General features: G+C 66.9%; 13 protein-coding genes. 6 read left to right on the forward strand and 7 right to left on the reverse strand.

Features of this window, described 5'->3' with window-relative positions; all coding sequences use genetic code 11:
* Positions 1-46: 46 nt before the first annotated feature.
* The 7 genes from ACI3K3_RS13685 to ACI3K3_RS13715 form a co-directional block, all read right to left on the reverse strand.
* Entirely contained in the window at positions 47-1,456 is a 1,410-nt protein-coding gene (locus ACI3K3_RS13685; RefSeq protein ID WP_404914540.1) for an efflux transporter outer membrane subunit, read from the reverse strand.
* Positions 1,457-1,473: 17 nt separating this feature from the next.
* Positions 1,474-4,671, reverse strand: a complete 3,198-nt coding sequence (locus tag ACI3K3_RS13690) for an efflux RND transporter permease subunit (RefSeq protein ID WP_404914542.1) — start codon at positions 4,669-4,671, stop codon at positions 1,474-1,476.
* Between the two features lie 67 nt (positions 4,672-4,738).
* A complete protein-coding gene (locus tag ACI3K3_RS13695; protein ID WP_404914544.1) occupies positions 4,739-6,025 on the reverse strand; it encodes an efflux RND transporter periplasmic adaptor subunit in 1,287 nt (428 codons plus the stop codon).
* Positions 6,022-6,435, reverse strand: coding sequence for a hypothetical protein (locus ACI3K3_RS13700; protein ID WP_404914546.1), 414 nt, complete (start codon positions 6,433-6,435; stop codon positions 6,022-6,024). The genes ACI3K3_RS13695 and ACI3K3_RS13700 overlap by 4 nt, the downstream gene beginning before the upstream one ends.
* A 605-nt stretch (positions 6,436-7,040) precedes the next feature.
* Complete coding sequence (locus tag ACI3K3_RS13705; protein WP_404914548.1) at positions 7,041-7,652, reverse strand: TetR/AcrR family transcriptional regulator; 612 nt, start codon at positions 7,650-7,652, stop codon at positions 7,041-7,043.
* A 94-nt stretch (positions 7,653-7,746) separates the two neighbouring features.
* On the reverse strand, positions 7,747-8,559 hold the full coding sequence (locus tag ACI3K3_RS13710; protein WP_404914550.1) for a ferredoxin--NADP reductase: 813 nt from the start codon (positions 8,557-8,559) through the stop codon (positions 7,747-7,749).
* Positions 8,560-8,904: 345 nt separating this feature from the next.
* On the reverse strand, positions 8,905-9,387 hold the full coding sequence (locus ACI3K3_RS13715) for a MarR family winged helix-turn-helix transcriptional regulator (protein WP_404914552.1): 483 nt from the start codon (positions 9,385-9,387) through the stop codon (positions 8,905-8,907).
* A gap of 112 nt (positions 9,388-9,499) precedes the next feature.
* Here ACI3K3_RS13715 and ACI3K3_RS13720 point away from each other — a divergent pair, with 112 nt between their 5' ends.
* The 6 genes from ACI3K3_RS13720 to ACI3K3_RS13745 all read left to right on the forward strand — a co-directional run bounded on the left by ACI3K3_RS13720 (position 9,500) and on the right by ACI3K3_RS13745 (position 17,606).
* Entirely contained in the window at positions 9,500-9,928 is a 429-nt protein-coding gene (locus ACI3K3_RS13720) for an organic hydroperoxide resistance protein (protein ID WP_404914554.1), read from the forward strand.
* Between the two features lie 145 nt (positions 9,929-10,073).
* Positions 10,074-10,238, forward strand: a complete 165-nt coding sequence (locus ACI3K3_RS13725) for a hypothetical protein (RefSeq protein ID WP_404914556.1) — start codon at positions 10,074-10,076, stop codon at positions 10,236-10,238.
* Between the two features lie 86 nt (positions 10,239-10,324).
* Positions 10,325-10,861, forward strand: coding sequence for an RNA polymerase sigma factor (locus tag ACI3K3_RS13730; RefSeq protein WP_404914558.1), 537 nt, complete (start codon positions 10,325-10,327; stop codon positions 10,859-10,861).
* Positions 10,862-10,930: 69 nt separating this feature from the next.
* A complete protein-coding gene (locus tag ACI3K3_RS13735) occupies positions 10,931-11,872 on the forward strand; it encodes a FecR family protein (protein WP_404914560.1) in 942 nt (313 codons plus the stop codon).
* Between the two features lie 41 nt (positions 11,873-11,913).
* The gene (locus ACI3K3_RS13740) at positions 11,914-14,310 is read left to right on the forward strand and encodes a TonB-dependent receptor (RefSeq protein ID WP_404914562.1); all 2,397 of its coding nucleotides are present in this window, start codon (positions 11,914-11,916) and stop codon (positions 14,308-14,310) included.
* A gap of 110 nt (positions 14,311-14,420) precedes the next feature.
* Positions 14,421-17,606, forward strand: a complete 3,186-nt coding sequence (locus tag ACI3K3_RS13745) for an autotransporter domain-containing protein (protein ID WP_404914564.1) — start codon at positions 14,421-14,423, stop codon at positions 17,604-17,606.
* Positions 17,607-17,693: the final 87 nt, after the last annotated feature.

Below are 17,693 nucleotides of genomic sequence, written 5' to 3' on the forward strand. Positions count from 1 at the left end.
CAAGGATCACCTTGCCGCCCCCTTTCTCGTTTGCCTGTCGTGCCCGTCAGGTCTGCTGCCAACTGCCGCCGAGCGCCCGGAACAGGTCCACTTGCGCGAAAGCCACCGCGCGGGTCGCCGCCGCATAGTCGGCCTCGGACTGGGCCAGGGTACGCTGCGCATCGAGCACGTCGAGCGAATCGATCTGCCCCCTGCTCTCGCGCGCCAGACTGACGTTTGCCGCCCGTTCCGCCGCCTCGCGCGCCGAGCCGAGCCGCTCCTTGCGCAGCAGGGCATTGCGATAAGCCGAAAGCGCGGTTTCGGTCTCTTCCAGCGCGCGCAGCACGGTGCCGTCGAAGCTGGCGAGATTGGCCTTGGCATCGGCCTTGGCGCCGCCGATCCGCGCGCGGATGGCTTCCTGGTTGGGGAAGGCCCACGAGATCATCGGCCCGAGCAGCCAGCGCAGCGGCCCTCCACCGAACACGTCGGTCACGCCCACGGCGGTCGTGCCCACCGAACCGCCCAGCGTGATCTTGGGATAGAGGTCTGCCGTTGCCACGCCCACGCGTGCCGTATCCGCCGCAAGCCGGCGTTCGGCCGCCTTCACGTCGGGGCGGCGCGCCAGCAGAGTAGCGCCGTCACCCACCGGGATCGGCTTGCTGACGTCCGGCGTGGTCGTGCGGGTGCGCGCCGCTTCGGGCAGGTCCTGCGGGGTTCGGCCCGTCAGGGTGGCGAGACGGAAAAGCGCCGCGTCGCGGGCAGCCTGGAGGCTGGGGATAGCCGCCGCCTGCTGCTCGCGAAGCTGGGTCACCCGAATCACGTCGAGCTTCTGGTTGAGCCCCCGCTCGAACCGGGCATTGGTGATCCGCGTCGAACGGTCGAGCAGATCGACGGTCCGCTGGGCGACACCCAGCTGGTCGGCGGCGCTGGTGGCATCGACATAGGCCCGCACGGTGTCGGCCACCACCGTTACCCGCACCGCGTCGGCATCCTCCTGCGCGGCAGCGAGATCGGCGCGCGAAGCCTCGATCCCGCGCGAGACGCGGCCGAACAGGTCGAGTTCGTAACTCACTGCAAGCTGACCGTCGACCCGGCGCCCTTCCCGGTCGAAACCGGGAAGAACCTGCGCCTCGGAAACGCGACCATAGGTGCCGGTGGCGCTGATGTCGGTCTGCGGCAGGCGGTCCGAACGCGAGCCGCGCAAGCTGGCGCGGGCCTTTTCGATCCGCGCGACCGCTACCCGCACATCGGTATTGGCGGCCAGCGCATCGGCGACGAGACCATCGAGCACCGGGTCTTCGTAAAGCCGCCACCAGGTAGCGTCGGGCGCGGCGCTGGTAACTTCGGCGGTCTGGACGCCCACGAAGGGCGCCCCTGCCTGGGCCGGCGGCGTCGGCGCGACATAGTCGGGTCCGACGGCGCAGGCCGAGAGAGCGGTCGCAGCGAAAAGTCCCGCAACCAGATTCTTGATATTCATGGACATCATCCGTCCTTTCATTCCGCCGGCACGACCGCGTGGCTGGCCCCGTGGCTTGTATGGTGCCCGGCTGCGGGCTTGCGCCTCAGCGAGACCGCCAGCTTGCGGCAGACGACGTAGAAGGTGGGCGTGAACAGCAGGCCGAAGCCGGTAACGCCGGTCATGCCGAAGAACACCGCCGTACCCAGCGCCTGGCGAAGCTCGGCGCCTGCTCCACTCGCGATCACCAGCGGCACCGTGCCGAGGATGAAGGCCAGCGACGTCATCAGGATCGGGCGCAGGCGGGTGCGGGCCGCGTAGACGGCTGCCTCCACCGGCGAATAGCCCCGTTCCTCTTCGGCCTGCTTGGCGAACTCGACCACGAGGATCGCGTTCTTGGCGGCCAGCGCGATCAGCACGACGAGGCCGATCTGGCTCAGGATATTGTTGTCCATCCCCCTGAGGTTCACGCCGAGCATGGCCGCGAAGAGGCACATCGGCACGATCAGGATGATCGCCAGCGGCAAGGTCAGGCTCTCGTACTGAGCGGCGAGCACCAGGAAGACGAAGAGCACGGCCATGCCGAACACCACGCCGGCGGTATTGCCTGCGGTGGCCTGCTGATAGGCGATACCCGTCCACTCGGTGTCGTAGCCCGAAGGCAGGGTTTCGCCCGCGATCTTCTCCATCGTCGCCAGCGACTGGCCCGAGGAGTAGCCCTTGCCGTAGCTGCCGTCGATTTCCACCGCCGGATGCAGGTTGTAGCGCACCACGCGGTAGGGTCCGGTCTGGTCCTTGAAGGTCGCGACCGAGCCGACCGGAACCATCGCACCCGAGTCCGAGCGGGTCTGGAGGTTGGCGATGTCCGCCGTCGATCCGCGATGCTCGGCATCGGCCTGCGCGGTGACGCGATAAGTGCGTCCCAACAGGTTGAAATCGTTGATGTAGGACGATCCGAGATAGACCTGCATCGCCTCGAAGACCTTGGCGGGAGAGACGCCCAGCATGTCGGCCTTGCGGCGATCGACATCGGCATAGACGCGCGGGGTGTTCATCGTGAACAAGGTGTAGACCTGGCTCAGTTCGGGGGCCTGGTTGGCTTTGGCGATCAGCGCGCCGGCGGCCTTCTGAAGCTCGGCCAGACCGCGCCCTTCCTTGTCCTCCACGACCATGCGGTAGCCGCCCGGAGGGACGATGCCGTTGATGGTCGGCGGCGGGATCAGCAGGACCTGCGCCTTGTCATAGCCCTGCATGGCGGCCTGAGCCTGGGCCATGATTCCTTCATAGGTCACGCCGAGAGCTTTCCGCTCCTCGAAGCTCTTGAAGGGGAAGTAGATGGCGGCGGCGTCCGGTGCGGCGGTCTGCGAGGGGCCGTGGAAGCCGGCGAACATCACCGCGCCGCGCAGGCCCTTCACCGGCAGGATGCGCTTGGCGACTTCCTGCGTCACTTCGTCCGTACGGTTCAGCGACGAACCCGGCGGCAGGAAGATCGCCGCGAGGAAGTAGCCCTGGTCCTGGTTCGGGATGAAGCCCGCAGGCGTCGCCCAGAACATGCCCACGGTGGCGGCGATGAGCGCGGCATAACCGGCCATCATCTTCACCGGGCGCTTCACCAGCGTCAGCGTGAGGCGGGCATAGCCCTCGCTCATGCGTTCGAAGCCGTGGTTGAACTTGTCAGCGGCACCTTGCACCGCGCGCTTCCAGCGCGGGGCGTCGGCGGGCAGCCCATGCTTTTCCTTCAGCAGCATCGCCGCCAAGGCCGGGGACAGCGTGAGCGAGAGCAGCAGCGAGATGGCCGTTGCCGTGGTGATGGTGACGGCGAACTGCTTGTAGAACTGGCCCGACATGCCGGTGATGAACAGCGTCGGCACGAAGACCGCGCAGAGCACCAGGACGATGGCGATCAGGGCACCGGTCACTTCGTCCATCGAGCGGCGAGCGGCCTCTAGCGGAGACATGCCCTCCTCGATGTAGCGTTCCACGTTCTCGACCACGACGATCGCGTCGTCGACGACGATGCCGATGGCGAGCACCAGCCCGAACAGGGACAGGTTGTTGAGCGAGTATCCGACCGCCGCGAGCATGATCGCAGTACCGACCAGCGAGACCGGGATCGCGATGATCGGAATAACGGCGGCGCGCCAGTTCTGGAGGAAGACGAGGATGACGAGGACGACGAGGATCACCGCCTCGAACAGCGTGTGATACACCGCATCGATCGACTGGCCGATGAACTCGGTGGGGTTGTAGATGACCGAGTATTCGAGGCCCTTGGGGAAGTGCGTGGCCACGTCGTCCATCTCGGCGCGCACGGCCTTGGCGGCGTCGAGCGCGTTCGAGCCCGGACGTTGCAGCACGGCGATAACCACGGTGGGCTTGCCCGAAAGGTAAGTGTTGGTGGTATAGTCCTGCGCGCCCAGTTCTACCCGCGCCACATCGCGCACGCGGACCTGGCGGCCTTCGGCATCGGTGCGCACGACGATGTCGCCGAACTGCTCGGGCGTGGTCAAACGTCCCTGCATCTCGACGCCGACCTGGTAGGCATTGCCGCGATCATAAGGCGGCGCGCCGATCGCACCCGAGGAGACCTGCACGTTCTGCGCCTTGAGCGCGGCGACGATCTCGCCCGCCGTCAGGTTCATGGCGGCGGCCTTGGTGGGATCGATCCAGATGCGCATGCCGTAGTCGCGCGAGCCGAACAGCTGCACGTCGCCCACGCCGTTCAGGCGCGAGAGGCGGTCCTTGACCTGCGTGAGGGCGTAGTTCGACAGGTAGTCGCGGTTGAACGTGCCATCCGGGGATTGCAGGTTCACGACCATCAGGAACTCGGGCGAGGTCTTGCGCGTCACCACGCCCATCGCGCGCACCGCGTCGGGGAGGCGCGGTTCGGCAATGGCGACGCGGTTCTGCACGAGAACCTGCGCGGCATCGAGGTCGGTGCCGATCTTGAAGGTGACGGTGATCGTCACCTTGCCGTCACCGGTAGACTGCGAGGACATGTAGAGCATGTCGTCGACGCCGTTGATTTCCTGCTCGATGGGAGCGGCCACGGTGTCGGCGACGGTTTCGGCGGAAGCGCCGGGATATTGGGCGGTCACCGTCACCGTCGGGGGGACGATGTCGGGATATTGGCTGACCGGCAGGCCGAAGAACGCAAGCGCACCCACCACGGTGAGGATCACCGCGATGACGCCTGCGAAGATCGGCCGGTCGATGAAGAACCGGGAAAATCGCATGGGAATATGCCCCTCTCACGGGGAGCGGTCACTCAGTTTGAGGACCGCTCCCCCGGTTGGGTGAATGTCAGTTGGCGAGCGTGGCCTGCGCGGCAACGGGCGCGCTGGGGCCAGAGACGACCGCAGCCGCCTTGGGATCCACCGCGATCTGGCCGCGACGGGTATTGACCTTGGCGCCGGCAATGGCGGCCTGGTAGTTGGAGATGACGACGCGGTCGGTCGGGGCAAGGCCGGAACGGATGACGCGAAGGCCGTCCACCAGCGGGCCGAGCTCGACCGGCTTGGCTGCGACCACGCTGTCCTTGCCCACGGTCAGCACCACCTTGCGGGCCTGGTCGGACTGAATCGCATCGTCGGGCACCAGCATGGCCTTGACCGTGCCGCCTTCGGCCAGACGCATGTTGCCGAACATGCCCGGCGTCAGGAACCCGTCGGCATTGTCGAGCACGGCGCGCACGCGGATCGTGCCCGAACGCGGGTCGAGCCCGTTGTCGGTGAAGTCCAGCTTGCCGTTCCACCGATAGGCTGCCTCGTCCTGGAGGCGGACCTGGACGTTGGCGGCCTGCTTATGCTCGGCCTTCTCGCGCTGGGTCTTGAGGAACAGCGCTTCGGAAGCGTCGAAGGTGAAGTAGATCGGGCTGACGGCGTTGATCGTCGTCAGCAGGGTGGCGCCGGTGCCGTTTTCGCCCGAGACGAGGTTGCCCACGTCCACGCGGCGATCCGAAATTCGGCCCGAGATGGGTGCGCGCACCGTGGCGAACTCGACGTCGAGCGCGCGCTGACGCACGCGGGCCTCGGCCCCCGCCAGCGCGGCAGTGGCGGCGCGGACCTTAGCGCGAAGCTGGTCGACTTCGCTGGCAGCCATGGCCTCGTCACCGGTGAGTCCCGCAACGCGGTTATAGTCGGACCTGGCAAGAACAAGCGCGCTCTGGGCCGAGGCCACTTCCGCCTGCGCCTCGGCCAGCGCGGCGCGGTAAGGGCGCGGATCGACGGTGAACAGCGGCTGCCCTTCGCGGACGAAATCGCCGTCCTTGAAGAACAACTGCGTGATCGCGCCCGAAACGCGCGGACGCACTTCCACCGATTTGCTGGGGGCGAAGCGGCCGACATAATCATCCCATTCGGTCACGTCGCGGATCAGCGGCGTGGCGGCCTGGACGACGGCGGGCGCCATCGGTGCCGCGTCGGCTTCGGAGTGGCTGAAGGTCTTCCAGCCGATGCCGGCCACCGCGATCAGCGCGATGGCGGCCACGGCGGCCTGACGCCCACGCTTCGGGCGGCGCGACGGGCTGGGGTGCCGCTCTGCCTCCGCTTCCGCCGCGGCGAGGGTTTCTGGGGATACGGGGAAATTCACGCGGCAAGCCTCCGGAACGGGGCGCGGGAGCGCCCGATAAAGTCGATGACGGCGCCGATCTTGGCCTCGCTATGGCCGGCCACGCGCGCTTCCTTCATGACGGAAGCGGGCAACGTGTAACCATTGTGCCAGGCCTGCACGGCCAGGCGGCGCAGCGCTTCCAGCTGCTCGTTGGCGAGCATGGGCGAAGGCGGCTGCGGGCCGAAGATCAGGCGAGCGAACCAGCCGCGCTTGCGCTGCGGCCGAAGCGTTTCGAGGCTGTCCGTCCGTGCCAGTTCGACGATCCTGCGCTCGAAATGCGACAGCGGATCGGCGGCGGCGAGAGGCGCCTCGGGAATGTTGCGCCCGAAGGCGGTGGCGGTCGCGGGCAGCGCGTGGAGCGCTGCATCGGTGAAGTCGATGAAGGCCATGTTGTGTGCTCCCTGGAAAGGTGCCCGGCGCGCGCCCTCGGGACAGGAGGGGGAAAAGGGCGCACGCCGGGGTCTTCCGGCGCAAGGGGCGTCGGAAAGTTTTCAGGCACAGCAGGACACCTCCCGGAATCGCATTCCGAAAACACCAGCTGCACAGGTTCGTATTCTAGGAGTCACCTGCGGGGACAGGCGGCGCCGAAGGGAGGCCCGGTTGACCGGACCGTTGGGAACGTGGCGCCCGCTACTCCCTCAAGCGGCGAGTCGGGCTACCTCGTTCTGTACCAAGCGGTATATATTGCGGTGCGGTATCTCGTCAAGCGACTTTCTGTACCGCTTGGTAAGATTTGTTCGAAAGTGCTCATTTCAAGGGTCTGAACGCCGGTTGAATGAGATTTTTTCGAAGCTTCGCGGGCGAGACGGCGAAGGAAAAGCCTCATAACTCGGGCGTAACCCGATGTTACCGCGTCAACCGTCAACGTCATCCTGAACTTGCTTCAGGATCCATTCCGCCGATCAGGCCGATGGTTGAGGTCGAGAGATGGATCCTGAAACAAGTTCAGGATGACGTAGCGCGTGACGGTGGAGTACCGCCAAACCCTAAAGCCTTACTTCCCGGGCCACATCGTCAGATAGGTGTCGACAACGCCCTTCAACTCCTGCGCACAGGAGCCGCCCTGTGCCTTCACCGACATGCCCTGGAGCACCGTGGTGAGACACTGCGCGAGGCAGCGGGGATCGACGCTATCGGGCAGGTCGCCCTCGCCCTTGCCGCGTTCGAAGCGCTCGATCAGCGCATCCTCGGTGGCGATCCGGCGTTCGGTCACGAAGTCGCGGATCGAGGGATCCTCCATCGTGCAGGTGACCGTGGACATCACGCCGAGGCAGCCGTGCGGATCGCTGCCGCCGCAATGCGTGGAAATCGCGCCCGTCAGCAGCCGCTCGGCCACGCCGCGCGCAGTGGGCGCTTCCAGCGCCTTGCCGACATAAGCCAGCTTGTCGCGCTCATAGAGGTCGAGCGCCTTCTTGAAGAGCGCTTCCTTGTTGCCGTAGCAGGCATAGAGGCTGGGCTTGGTGATGCCCATCGCCTCGGTCAGCTCCGCCATCGACGCGCCTTCGTAGCCGCGCTGCCAGAACACCCGAAGTGCCGCCGTCAGCGCCTTTTCGGGGTCGAACTCACGCGGACGACCGCGAGTCGTGGTGGGGGCCGAACATTTCATACCGGTCGGTATATAGGTAGCGTGCCCCCGTCCGTAAAGTGTCACGCTCGATCACAAACCGAGCGTGAAACCCACTGAACGGAGCCGCGCTCTCTTAACCTACGAACGCGCGTTCGATCACGAAGTCGCCCGGCTTGGCGTTCGAACCCTCGGTGAAGCCCCAGGATTCGAGATCGTGCGAGAAGTCCTTGATCATGTTCATCGAGCCGCAGAGCATCACGCGATCGGTCTCCGGATTGAAGCGCGCGTCGCCCTTCAGTCCTTCGAACATACGGCCGCTTTCCACCAGCGCGCCGATGCGGCCGGTGGTGTGGAACGGTTCGCGGGTGACGGTGGGCACGTAGTGCAACTGGACCAGCGCCTGTTCGGAAACCAGCGGATCTTCGGCCAGCTGGCTTTCCAGTTCCTCGCGGTAGGCAAGGTCGCTGACGCGGCGGACGCAGTGGACGACGATCACTTCATCGTAAAGGTCATAGACGTCCGGATCGCGGATCAGCGACATGAAGGGCGCCAGGCCGGTGCCGGTCGAGAGCATGAACAGGCGCTTGCCCGGCAGCAGCGCGTCGGTGACGAGCGTGCCGGTGGGCTTGCGGCCGAGATAGATCTGGTCGCCAGGCTGCACGAGCTGGAGGCGCGAGGTCAGCGGGCCGTCCTGCACCTTGATCGAGAGGAATTCGATTTCCTCGGCCCAGGAAGGGCTGGCGATCGAGTAGGCGCGCAGCAGCGGGCGCTTCTCGCCCTGGAGGCCGAGCATGACGAATTCGCCCGAGCGGAAGCGGAACGAGGCCGGACGCGACATCGTGAAGCTGAACAGGTGCTCGTTCCAGTGACGGACGGTGAGAACTTCCTCGACCGTCAGGGCGGCAGTGGGTTCAAGAGGGGCCAATACGGCCTGACCGTCGCTCATCAATTCATTCCTCGGGTGGTAAAGTGGTTAAGCCCACGACTGGACCCAAACAGGCCGAGCGCCGCTTTCGCGCGCTGGCGGCGCATAGCAGATGCATTCGCAGGCGCAAGCGCCCGGTGCCGGAAGAGGCCTAAGGGGGTCATGGGCTTGAAGCGTCTGCCTAGTAGCGCCGCGCCGGCATCATGCAACGCAATTGCGTTTGCAGCGCCAAAAGCCTGGCTTGGCGAAAACCGCCGCAACAAGCACGGCTCGCTTTCACGGTTCGATTGGGTAGCAGGCCGATCCATGACGGGCGACCTACTATTATTGATATCGAGTTGCAATAGCGATTAAAGGCACTGGGTTTCAGCCGTCGTCCTGCTCCCCTTCCCGCCCGTCTCTCAGCTCTCCCCGCAGCTTCTTCAGCGCCCGGTTCAGCACATCAAGTTCCTCCCCGGCAAGACCTGTAGACTTCATGAGTTCGGCAGGAACGCAACGGGCCTGTTGCGCAGTCTCTCGCCCCTCTTGCGTCAGTGTGATCCGCACGACGCGTTCGTCTTCCGTGGAACGGCGGCGCTCGACCAGCCCTGCCCCCTCCAGCCGCTTGAGCAACGGCGTAAGCGTGTTCGATTCGAGAAACAGCTTTTCGCCCAGCTCGCTCACGGTCTGGCCGTCCTGCCGCGCAAGCGCGAGGATGGCGAGGTATTGCAGATAGGTCAGACCCAGGCGGTCGAGCAGCGGCTTGTAGATGCGATTGAAGGCCAGCCCGGTGGAATAGACCGAAAAGCACAGGAAATCCTCGAAGGGATCAAGATCGGCCGGCGGTTGCGTTGATGAGGCCTTTGTCATGCCGGGAATATAAATCGCATGCGATTAAATCGCAATGCTTGACATGCCGGATCGACTCATCCATTTACATCGCACACGATCAAATCACTCACGACCTAAATGGAGATGCAAGATGTCGATCAAGCCAATCTACAAGACCAGCGCCACTGCAACCGGCGGTCGGGACGGCAAGGCCCGCACCGATGACGGCGCTTTCGAAGTCACGCTGGGTACGCCCAAGGAACTGGGCGGCAACGACCAGGGCAACAATCCCGAGCAGCTCTTCGCGTCGGGTTATGCGGCCTGTTTCCTGGGCGCGATGAAGTTCGCCGCCAGCCAGGACAAAGCGCTTCCCGGCGTTCCGGCGGACACCACCGTGAATGCCACGGTCGGCATCGGACCGCGCAGCGACAAGGGTTTCGGCCTTTCGGTAGACCTCGTGGTCACGCTGCCCGGTGTAGATCGCGAAGCCGCCGAGGCGCTGATTGCCGAGGCCGACACGATTTGCCCCTACAGCCACGCCGTGCGCGGCAACATCTCGGTGACGCTCAACGTCGCCTGAGCCGAACTTTCGGGATGCCGGGGCCGCCCCCGGCATCACCTTTCAAGAAAATAGAACAAATAAGACCAACTTATCCCAATTCCCGGAAAGCCTGAAAGCGACGAAGAAAGGGGCACGCCCCGCTAACCTTCCGAAAGTCACCGCCATGCCCCGCCTGCTCGAACCCTTTCACAACCGCGCCAACCGCCTTGCGGACATGGCCCAGCCCGTGATCCTCGCCATGGGAACGGCCGGCCTCACGGGTGGTGCCATGGCGGCCCTGGCGCTTGTCACGGACCGGGCCATCCATTCCCGCGCCTCCGCGCGCTGACGGATCGGATCAGGGCTTTTCTCCCCCGCGTCAGAGGCTTCCCCCGGGAACGCGGACAGTCTATCTGTCGCCGCGCAAAAGCCACCATGCCTCCTGACGCGCCGCCTTTCCCTTCCCGATCGGGCCTTGAAGCGACTTTTCTCGAAAATCGGGACAAGCTGCTGCATTTCCTGCGCGCCCGCGGCGCCGGCGATGCCGCGGAAGATCTGGTGCAGGAAGTCTGGCTGAAGATATCGCGCAGTGCGCCGGGCCCCGTCGCGTCGCCCCTGTCCTACCTTTTTCGCACCGCCGACCTGTTGATGATCGACCGCTATCGCGCCTCGAGACAGGCCGGTACGCGCGAGCGGGATTGGAACGAAGCCCATGCCGACGCGGCGGGCGCCTCCCCAGAGCCTTCCGCCGAACGCCGCCTCTCGGCCGCGCAGGAGGCCGGGCGCGTGCTCACATTACTGGACAGCCTCGGCCCGCGCGTATCCACGATCTTCCGCCGCCACCGGATCGACGGGATGGCGCAGAAACAGATAGCCGCCGAACTCGGGATCAGCCTCAGCACGGTGGAAAGCGACTTACGCGTGGCCTATCGGGCGCTCGTCCAATGGAAAGAACGCAATGATGAGGGCTGACAGCGCAGAGGCTGGTCGCGGCAAGGCGCGGCCCGATCGTCTCCGTCTTCGCCGCAGAAGGAGCGCGCGATGAGTGATGACAACAGGATTCGAGCCGAAGCCCTCGATTGGGCACTGGCCGTCGGCGACCCGACGTTCGAGGATTGGGAAGGCTTCACGCGCTGGCTCGACGAAGATCCCGCCCATGCCCGGGCTTATGACAGCGTGGCCGCAGCCGTGGCGGACGGTGCCGAAGCGATCGTATCGGCCGCTCCCGCCAATGACGATGCCGGAGCCACCGCCATGGCTGCGGCCCATCACCGCCCGCGCCGCGCCTGGCTGGGCAGCGCCATAGCCGCCTCGCTGGTGCTGGCGGGAGGACTCTGGGCGTGGCAGGCGGGAAGCCGCGATCTTTACCGGATCGAGACCGCGCCGGGCCAGGTTCGCACCGTGTCGCTGGACGCGCAGACCCGCGTCGATCTGGCAGGCGGCACCGCCATGGAATTCGACCGCAAGGACGCGCGTTTCGCCAGGCTGGAAAACGGCCAGGCGCTGTTCACCGTCCGGCACGACGAGGCCCGCCCGTTCCGCGTGACGGTGGGCGAGGACACGCTGCTGGACGTTGGAACCGTGTTCGACGTGCGCCATGACGGCGAAAATCTCCGCGTCGCGGTGGCGGAAGGGGCGGTGCGGTTCAATCCCGAAGCGCAGGACGTGCGCATTTCCCCCGGCGAAATGCTCGAACGCCGTGGCAGGACGGGGGACTATACCCTCGGCAGGATAGCGGCCGTCCAGGTGGGCGAATGGCGCGCCGGACGGGTGACGTTCCAGGATACCCCGCTCGATGCCGTCGTTGCCGATCTCACCCGCGCCACCGGGGTGACTTATGCCGTCGCGGCGGGCAGCGCGGACCGGAAGGTTTCCGGCTCGCTGCTGGTCGCGCCGCTGCGCGACGATCCGGCCGCGCTGGGACCGCTGCTCGGCGTCGAGGTTCGCGCGGACGGCAAGCGCTGGCTCGTCGGCGTGCCCTGAACGTGAAAGGCGCGGCCTGGCTTCTGGCGGCCGTTGCGGCCATGCCTCTTCCCGTCCTCGCCCGCGAGGCGGAAGTGGTCACGCGCGCCGGGGCCGCCGGCCAGGCCGTCGTCGATCTGGCGCGGCAGACCGGCACCAGCATCGTCATCGCCGATCCCGCCGTCGCCCGGCGCACCATCCCTGCCATGCGTGGACGCATGCCCGTGGCCGAGGCGCTCGATCGCCTTGCGCGGGCTGCCGGCGCGCGTGCGGTCCCGGTCGGACGGTCGGCCTGGCGTATTGAAGCCGCACGCCCTTCGGCGGCGGCCGGGCGTCCCGTTCGCGAGGCGCAGCGCCCCCCTGCCCCGCGCTTGCCTATCGAAACGCACGGCGAACCGATCTTCGTTCAGGCCACCAAGCGCGACCTTCGGGTGGAGGACGTCCCCGGCCAGCTTGCGATCCTCGATGGCAAGGCGCTGGAATCGGGCGGCGTGGGCGGCACCGAGAAGATCACGCGCCAGCTTGCGACGGTGTCTTCCACCCATCTCGGCAGCGGACGCAACAAGCTGTTCATTCGCGGCATCGCCGATTCCAGCTTCACCGGCCCGACCCAGGCCACCGTGGGCCAGTACCTGGGCGACATGCGGCTGACCTACAATGCCCCGGATCCGGACCTGCGCCTTTCCGACCTTGCCCGCGTGGAGGTTCTGGAAGGCCCGCAAGGCACGCTCTACGGCGCCGGATCGCTGGGCGGGATCATCCGCCTGGTGCCCAATGCCCCGGTCATGGGCGAGACGGGAGGCACGGTGATCCTCGGCGGCTCGATCACCCGCCATGGCGCCCCCGGCGCCGATGCCAGCGCCACCGCCAACCTTCCGATCGCGGGCGAAAGCGTGGCCCTGCGCGCCACTTTCGACAGCGCCACCTTCGGCGGCTACATCGACAAGCCCCTGCTCGGGCGCAGGAACGTGAACCGGTCCAACATGCTCGGCGGCAAGATCGCCCTGCGTGCCGAAGTCGCGCCGGACTGGACGATCGACGTGCTCGCCATCGCCCAGAGCACCGAGGCGGACGACAGCCAGTATGCCGACCGCAACGGCGAGCCTCTCGAAAGTTCGGCGCGCGTTCCGGAGGGATCGAAGGCGGACTACACCCTCGGCCAGTTCGTCGTTTCCGGCCGCATCGGCGAGGTGAACCTGCGCTCCACGACGGGCCTGGTGGCGCAGGATCTGCGCGAGCACTACGATGCCAGCCAGCCGGGCAGCGACCCGCGCCTGTTCTCGCAGACCAACGACACCCGGATGATCGTGCACGAAACGCGGCTATGGCAAAGCGAGCGCCACGGTTTCGGCTGGCTGCTCGGTGCCAGCTACACGCATAACCGCACCAGGCTGAACCGCGACTTCAGCAGCCCCGCCTTCGACATGCGCAAGGCGACGACGGGCGTGCGCAATACCATCGACGAGTTCACGGTCTACGGCGAGGCCAGCCTGCACCTCATGGGGCCGCTCACGGCCACCGGCGGCGGCCGTTTCACCCGCTCGCGGCTGGGCGGAGACGGCGAGGACATCGGCATGGCCATGGCCAGCCTCCTTTCCACGACCGGGGTCACGGCACGGCGGACGATGAGCCGGTTCCTGCCCTCGCTTGCGCTCAACGCGCGGTTCTCGCCGCAGGATTCGTTCTACTTGCGCTACCAGCAGGGTTTCCGCCCCGGCGGCTTCGCGATCGAGAGCAATGCGGTTCGCCGCTTCCAGAGCGATCGCACCGGCACGTTCGAGATCGGCGCCCGCCACGGCCGCGCCGGGGCCACGCCGTTCGACCTGGCGATGAGCCTGTCCTACACCCGCTGGCAGGATATCCAGGCCGATTTCATCGACGGCTCCGGGCTCCCCAGCACCGCCAATATCGGGGACGGCCAGGTCTGGTCCGCCAGCGTTTCGGCAGGCCTGCTGCTCGCACCCGGCCTGCGCATGGAACTCGGCGCGACCTGGAACGAGAGCCGGGTGGACGAGCCGTCGGCGGCATTGGTGCAATATGTGCTGGCGCCGGTCGGGCTTGCTGCCGCCACGCTGTCGCGGGCGGATGCGCTCCGCTATGTCTCCGCTCGCGGCATGCAGGTGCCGAACATCGCCCGGTTCGCGGGTCATTCGGCGCTGTCCTGGACGCACGAGGTGCGCGGCGACTGGAGCGTGGGCGCCAACGCCTGGGCCAACTACATCGGCCGCTCGCGCCTCGGAATCGGCCCGGAACTCGGCGCGCCGCAAGGCGACTACTTCGACAGCGGCTTCGACTTGCGCCTGGGCACGGCGCGGCACGGCATCACCTTGAGCGTTACCAATCTTGCCGACGTGCGCGGCAACCGCTTCTCGCTCGGCACCCCGTTCAGCACCGGCCGAGAGCAAGTGACCCCGCTGCGCCCCCGCACCCTGCGACTGGGGCTCGACGCGCGATTCTGAAGGAACGCGCGGCCACTTCGTGAACCGCCGCCCCGCAAACGACATTTTTTTCCAAGGCTACCGGCGAATGCCTCCGTCTCAGGTCTCGATATCGACCTGAAGGGACGAAGATGCCTCGCTACCTGCTTGCCTCCACCGCGCTTCTCGCCATGGCGACCGCCGCTCATGCTGAGGACGTGACCACCAAGAAGACCACGCCGCTCCTCACCTCCACGATCAAGAACGGCGCGGCCGACGCGATCAACGTGACCAAGGACGGCTCGGTCGTCCTGACCGGCGGCACGGCGGTGACGATGGACAGCAACCACAACGTCGCCAATGCCGGCACCATCACGATCGCCAATGCCAATGGCGCGCGCGGCATCGTCGCCAATGCGGGTACCACCGGTGACATCGTCAATAGCGGCACGATCACGCTCGACGAACCCTATACCCCGACCGACGACGACAAGGACGGCGATCTGGATGGCCCCTTCGCGCTCGGTTCGAACAGGATCGGCATCCGCACCGAGGGCGACCACACCGGCAAGATCACCCACAGCGGCACGATCACCGTGGAAGGCAACGATTCCGCGGGGATCTCGTTGGGCGGCAAGCTCACCGGCAATTTCACCCATGACGGCAAGACCAGCGTTCTGGGCGACAACGCGATCGGCGTGAAGACCGGCCAGATCGACGGCAATGTCCGCCTTGCCGGCAGCGTCCAGGCGCAGGGCAAGAATGCGATCGGCGCCCAGTTCGGCGGCGACGTCAACGGCGCCATGGTGGTGCAGGGCCAGATCGTCTCGACCGGCTACCGCTACCCCCCCCCGCCCGCCGATCCCTCCAAGCTCGACGCGGACGACCTGCTTCAGGGCGGCTCGGCCATCGTCGTGGAAGGCAACGTCACGGGCGGCATCGTCCTGGCCGTCGCCCCCAAGGACAGCGATCCCAACAATGCCGACGAAGACGGTGACGGCATTCCCGACGCTACCGAAGGCGCCGCCAAGGTCGCGACTTACGGCAAGGCCCCGGCCATCGTGATCGGCTCGGCCTCCCGGGACATCGCCATCGGCCCGGTGGCGAGCACCGCCAACAAGTACGGCCTCCAGATCGACGGCACCGTGGAAGGCCACGGACTCTACGCCGGTGTCGACGGCAACGGCGTGGCCATCGGCGGCCTCGGCGGCAAGGTGACGATCGCGAACGGCATCGGCATCGCCGGCGGCATCGCGGCAACGTCGAAGGACGCCGCTGCCACCGCCCTGCGCCTTGGCGCAGGCGCCAGCACGCCGCTGGTCCAGAACGCTGGCACCATCAGCGCCACCGGCGCGCAGGCCATCGCCGTGCGCATCGACGCGGGCGCCAGCCTGCCCACCTTGCGCAATTCGGGCACGATCAAGGCCGCCGCCGTCAACGAGAACGGCGCGGCCACGGCGATCAGCGACGCCAGCGGCACTCTCAATCTCATCGAGAACAGCGGCACGATCTCCGCCACCGGCGCCAAGGCCGGCTCGGGCAAGAACATCGCCATCGACCTCTCGAATGCGGCCGGCAGCGTGACCGTGAAGCAGACCCAGGTCGGCGCGGGCTTCACCGCCCCTTCGATCGTGGGCGACATCCTGCTGGCAGGCGGCAACGACCTGGTGGACATCGCGGACGGCACCCTCACCGGCAACGTCCTGTTCGGCGGCGGCAACAACATGCTCGCCCTCTCCGGTGACGCGATCCAGACCGGCAACGTCACCTTCGGCGCCGGTTCGGACGCGATGACGCTGGCCGGCACCTCGCGCTTCGTCGGCACGGCCGATTTCGGAGGCGGCGCCGATACCCTCACCCTCACCGGCACTTCGGTGTTCTCGGGCGCGCTGGCGAATGCGGGCAATCTGGCGGTCAAGGTCACGGGCGGCATGCTCGACGTGAACCGGCCCGCCTCGATCGCCTCGCTCGACGTCGCCAAGGACGGCGTGCTGGCCGTGACGCTGAACAAGGCCCCCGGCCAGGGCTCGGCCTATACCGTAGCCGGCACCGCCTCCTTCGCGGACGGCGCCAAGCTTGCGATCAAGCTGGCCGACGTCTCGACGGCGGAAGGCAGCTATCAGGTGCTGACCGCCGGCTCGATCCAGGGACGAGACAAGCTCAAGGCCGCGACCGAGCTGGTGCCCTTCATGTTCAAGGCCACTCTCAACGATCAGGCAGCCGCCAACACCGTCGTGGTGGACGTTGCCCGCCGCACGGTGGCCGAACTGGGGCTCAACCGCTCGCAGGCGACCGCCTATAACGCCATCTTCGCGGCACTCGGCCAGGACGAGAAGATCGAGGACGTGTTCCTGGGCATCGCCGATGGCGACCGCTTCCGCCAGGCCGTGGGCCAGATGCTGCCCGATCATGCGGGCGGCTCGTTCGAAGGCCTCAGCCTGGGCACGCGCACCGTCGCGCGTCAGCTGATGGAGCCGATGAACCCGGTCTGGGGCGAAGGCCGGTTCAGCACCACCCTGAACCTGTCGTTCTGGGGCAGCGAAAAGAAGAGCGGCGCCAGCGCGGCGTACAACCTCCAGGGCTACGCCATGTCGCTCGGCGCCGAATACCTTACCGGCATCGGCCGGTTCGGCGGCACCTTCTCGTACTTGTGGAACCGCCATACCAGCGGCGGCGTCAGCGAGATCAAGTCGAACTCCTTCGAACTCGCCGGCCACTGGCGCGGCCAGTTCGGCGCGGTGCAGGGCTTCGGCCGCGCCTCGATCGGCCGCTCCAACTTCGACAGCGAGCGCCAGTTCCTCGGCGCGATCGGCACGGAGAACGTCAGCCGCACGATCAAGGGCAAGTGGGACGGCACTTTCGTGACGGCCTCGGGCGGCGCTTCGTGGGAGGGCGGCGGCAGCCACTTCTTCTACCGCCCGGCCGTCACCGTGGACTACGTGCGCCTGAAGGAAGACGGCTATGGCGAGACCGGCGGCGGCAAGGCGCTCGACCTCACGGTGGCCTCGCGCACCAGCGACGAGCTGGGCGTGAACGGCGGCGTCACGCTGGGCATCGACTTCATGGGCATGCAGCGCCGTGACGAGAACTGGTTCCGTGTCGAAACCGAAGGCGGCTGGCGCGAGATCGTCAGCGGCGGCCTCGGCGCCACCACCGCGCATTTCGCGGGCGGCCAGAACTTCACGCTCGACGGCGACGAAGCGACCAGCGGCTGGTTCGCGCGCCTGCGCGCCATCGGCGGCACTCTGGGCCTGACCATGGGCGGCGAACTCTCCGCCGAGGATCGCCATGGCCACGTCAATCTGGCGCTGCGCGGTTCGGTCACCATCGGTTGGTGATTGGCAGCTGGTAGACCGGCCCTTCGAGAAAGGCTGGAAAAGCCACCGGCTACGGCGCCCCAGCCGGGCCGGTGGCCGCAGAGGAAG

The sequence above is a fragment of the Novosphingobium sp. ZW T3_23 genome (genome assembly GCF_044987305.1).
GTDB lineage: Bacteria > Pseudomonadota > Alphaproteobacteria > Sphingomonadales > Sphingomonadaceae > Novosphingobium.

Excerpts from the sequence above, each read along its gene's own strand:
- ACI3K3_RS13685 (WP_404914540.1), bottom strand. The coding sequence starts at position 1,456 with ATGAATATCAAGAATCTGGTTGCGGGACTTTTCGCTGCGACCGCTCTC.
- ACI3K3_RS13690 (WP_404914542.1), bottom strand. The coding sequence starts at position 4,671 with ATGCGATTTTCCCGGTTCTTCATCGACCGGCCGATCTTCGCAGGCGTC.
- ACI3K3_RS13700 (WP_404914546.1), bottom strand. The coding sequence starts at position 6,435 with ATGGCCTTCATCGACTTCACCGATGCAGCGCTCCACGCGCTGCCCGCG.
- ACI3K3_RS13705 (WP_404914548.1), bottom strand. The coding sequence starts at position 7,652 with ATGAAATGTTCGGCCCCCACCACGACTCGCGGTCGTCCGCGTGAGTTC.
- ACI3K3_RS13710 (WP_404914550.1), bottom strand. The coding sequence starts at position 8,559 with ATGAGCGACGGTCAGGCCGTATTGGCCCCTCTTGAACCCACTGCCGCC.
- ACI3K3_RS13715 (WP_404914552.1), bottom strand. The coding sequence starts at position 9,387 with ATGACAAAGGCCTCATCAACGCAACCGCCGGCCGATCTTGATCCCTTC.
- ACI3K3_RS13720 (WP_404914554.1), top strand. The coding sequence starts at position 9,500 with ATGTCGATCAAGCCAATCTACAAGACCAGCGCCACTGCAACCGGCGGT.
- ACI3K3_RS13725 (WP_404914556.1), top strand. The coding sequence starts at position 10,074 with ATGCCCCGCCTGCTCGAACCCTTTCACAACCGCGCCAACCGCCTTGCG.
- ACI3K3_RS13730 (WP_404914558.1), top strand. The coding sequence starts at position 10,325 with ATGCCTCCTGACGCGCCGCCTTTCCCTTCCCGATCGGGCCTTGAAGCG.
- ACI3K3_RS13735 (WP_404914560.1), top strand. The coding sequence starts at position 10,931 with ATGAGTGATGACAACAGGATTCGAGCCGAAGCCCTCGATTGGGCACTG.
- ACI3K3_RS13740 (WP_404914562.1), top strand. The coding sequence starts at position 11,914 with ATGCCTCTTCCCGTCCTCGCCCGCGAGGCGGAAGTGGTCACGCGCGCC.
- ACI3K3_RS13745 (WP_404914564.1), top strand. The coding sequence starts at position 14,421 with ATGCCTCGCTACCTGCTTGCCTCCACCGCGCTTCTCGCCATGGCGACC.